Here is a 3,033-nt window from a genome sequence, read left to right as displayed (position 1 = left end):
GTCTGGGGCTGCACCTGTGCGACGGGCACGAACTGCGCGGGAGCCACGGGAACTTCAGGGACGACGGGAACTTCAAGAACGGCGGGAGCGGCGGGAGCAGGCACGGGCTCGGCAGGTGTCTGGGCCTGGTGCATGGGCGCGGCGGCCATCGGCACCCCGGCCATGACCGGCTCGGGAACGACCGTTTCTGCTGGTGCTGCTGATACGGCCGGGTCGGCCGGGACAGCCGTGGCCACGGCGAAGTGCTGCGGCTCCTGGGCCTGCACCGGCGGCGGGGTGTGGGCCTGGAGGTGCGCGGGGACCGGCATCTGGGGCTCGGGCGTCCAGGACGTCGGCGCCTGCGGCGGGATCTCGCCGAGCTGCGGTCCGGGCAGCCCCGGCGCATCTTCGGCGGGAATGTCGAAGTATTCGGGGCCCGTGGTCGGCGGTCCCGAGTTCCGCATGGGCATCGGGTTGGCCGGCGTCGCGGTCGGCCCGCGGTCGGCCAGCGAGCGCACCACGCCCGCGGAGGCGTCGGGCACCGGCGGCCCCATGTGCAGCGGCCTGCGGGCCGGCGGAGGGGTCGGGGCCGAGGTGGTGGCCTGGGCAGGAGCGGGGGCGTCGAACTGCATCCGTACGTCGCTCAGGTCGACGGAGCCGGAGTCCCGGCCGCCCGCCTCGTGCGCGCCGTATTCGGAAGCGGGCACCTGAGCGGCGCCGGCGGCGGGCTGCGGATCGCTCCAGGCACCCGCCGAAGCGGGCATCAGGAGCAGGTCGTCGTCTTCCGGGGTGTTCTCGGAGGGGTCGAGGAAGGTGTAGGCACCTGGGGCGGGGATGCCCGGCTGCTCCACCATGCCTGCGTTCTCCGGCTGTCCCTCGCCCGGGATCTGGCCGGTGTCAGTCATGCGTACCCCTCGCCCATCGACTAGCGCTCTTACGGTGCTGCCGTACCACACCGGGACCCCAATACGGGCCCCTTTTCAGGACATTGGCGTATGAAATGCCGAACATCCAACCGCGGTACAACAGTCGGCCAGCCTACCCCGCGCCGTACTGGGGCCGGGTCAGTGGGAGGAACCGTCTCGGCGTCCGGACACCAGGAAGACAACGGAGCGCTCGCGCTCCGTCCAGGCACGTGTGTCCAGGTCGACGGATTGCAACAGGGCGCATTCGACGGCGTATCCGCCCTCCGCGAGGGCCGCTCCGACCGCCTCGGCCTCGTCGCGCGTAGCGGCGTGCGTCACGATTCGCTCGGGCCTTCGGTCGGCACAGGCTGTGACAACTGCCACGCCCCCACCGCCGATCCGGACCACATCGGGCTCGGGCAGCCGCTCCAGTACATGCGGTGCGCGCCCCTGGACGGCCTGCAGGTGTACGCCGAAGCGCCGGGCCGCGGCCTCGGTCCGCGCGCAGGCGCCCGAGTCGGCGTCGACGGCGATGACGGCCGCTCCGAAGCGGGCCGCCTCGACGGAAAGGGCGCCGCTGCCGCAGCCGATGTCCCAGACGAGGTCGCCGGTACGCGGGCCGAGCCTGGCCAGTTGGGCGGCGCGCAGGCCGGACGACTCGCTCTCGCCGAGGTTCTCCCCGTACTCCGCCTCGGGCAGCGCCCAGCCGCGTACCGCGGGGGTGTCGCGCAGGCCCGTACCGCCCAGGACGATGACGACATTGGGGTCGCGCCAGGCGTGGTCGGCGGCCTTGTCGGAGGTGAGGACCGTGACCTGTTCGCGGTCGGTGCCGAGCTCCTCGCAGATCACGAAGGTCCGGTGGACGCCTTCGAGGAGGAGGGCGAGTTCGGCGGGGCCCGCACCGGGCGAGGTGAGGACGGCGACCTTGGTGTGGGCGCGGCAGACGTTGACGGCCCGGCGGAGCGTACGCGGGTGGGCGACGACGACCTCGGCGTCCTCCCAGGGCATTCCGGCGCGGGCGAAGGCGGCGGCGACCGAGGAGACCGCGGGGACGACCTCGACCTCCAGGCCGTGCTCGGGGGCGCGCAGGTTGCGGACGACTCCATGGAATCCGGGGTCGCCGTCGGCCAGCACCACCGCGCTCCCCCGGTGTCCGGCGATCCGGCGGGCGGCGAGGTCCACGCTGCCCAGGCGGATCCTTTCGGCACCGGGCGGGATCTCGGGGAGCGCCAGATGGTGGGCGGCTCCGGCCACCAGGGTGGCGGCGGAGAGGGCGGACCTGGCGGCTGCGGTGAGGGGCGAACCGTCCCAGCCGATCACCGTGACGCGGTCGGCCATCTTCGTCAGTCTCCTGGAGTCGTCGCAGGTGGGGCGGGGGGAAGGGCACCGTGAGAGTACCTGCTGCGGCTGAGGGGCGCGCGCGGGATCAGTTCCAGTCGGTGAAGGACCCGTATCCGTTGGCGTCGGCCATCAGGTCGGGGGCGCCTTCCAGGTCCTCGGGGAGCAGGCTCCAGACGAGGAGGTCGGTACGGATGTCGGTCCAGCCGCCGTCGGTGCCGTTCTCGGTGCGCGTACGCGCTATCCAGGCGTTGCGCAGGACGCCCTCGCTGATGCAGCCGATCTTCTGCGCGACCTGCTGGGACGCGGTGTTGTCCGCGGGGGTGCGCAGCTCGATGCGCTCGAACTTCTGGTCGCGGAAGAGCCACTGCGCGACGGCGAGCACCGATTCGGGGGCGTACCCCTCCCCGCGGGCCCAGGGGGCGGTGACGTAACGGACCTCGGTCGCCAGGGTCCGCCAGTCGGTCGCGCGGATATGGACCATGCCCACCAGGCGCTGGGTGAGGAATTCGGTGACGGCCAGGACGATGCCGCTGCCGCCGGTGCGCTCGGTGGGAGCGATCCTGCGGACCCAGCGCTCGCCGTCGATCCGGCGGTACGGATAGGGGGCCGAGGTCCAGGCGGTGACCATCTCGTCGTTCATCATGTCGGTCAGCGACGGGATGTCGGCCTCTTCGAAGGGGCGCAGCACCAACCGGTCCGTGCTGATGGAGATGTCCGGGAAGGTGCTCGTCATGTGCTGCTCCATAGGGCAGGGACCGTCGCGTCGTAAAGGCACAGCATGCAGCATGGGGGCGGTGATGTGCATGGG

General features: G+C 72.2%; 2 protein-coding genes and 1 pseudogene. All 3 read right to left on the bottom strand.

What is annotated here, in order from left to right:
- Positions 1-884, bottom strand: a pseudogene (locus tag J0695_RS38180) (nicotinate-nucleotide--dimethylbenzimidazole phosphoribosyltransferase); the annotation flags it as partial.
- Positions 885-1,043: 159 nt separating this feature from the next.
- Positions 1,044-2,222, bottom strand: coding sequence for a precorrin-6y C5,15-methyltransferase (decarboxylating) subunit CbiE (gene cbiE / locus J0695_RS38175; RefSeq protein WP_206969433.1), 1,179 nt, complete (start codon positions 2,220-2,222; stop codon positions 1,044-1,046).
- 88 nt (positions 2,223-2,310) lie between these two features.
- Entirely contained in the window at positions 2,311-2,970 is a 660-nt protein-coding gene (locus J0695_RS38170) for a GNAT family N-acetyltransferase (protein ID WP_206969434.1), read from the bottom strand.
- Positions 2,971-3,033 lie beyond the last annotated feature (63 nt).

Origin of the sequence: Streptomyces beijiangensis, from assembly GCF_017315755.1 — a bacterium.
Lineage (GTDB): Bacteria > Actinomycetota > Actinomycetes > Streptomycetales > Streptomycetaceae > Streptomyces > Streptomyces beijiangensis.
Note: the sequence above shows the minus strand (reverse complement) of the source record. Positions and strands in the feature narration are given on the sequence as shown.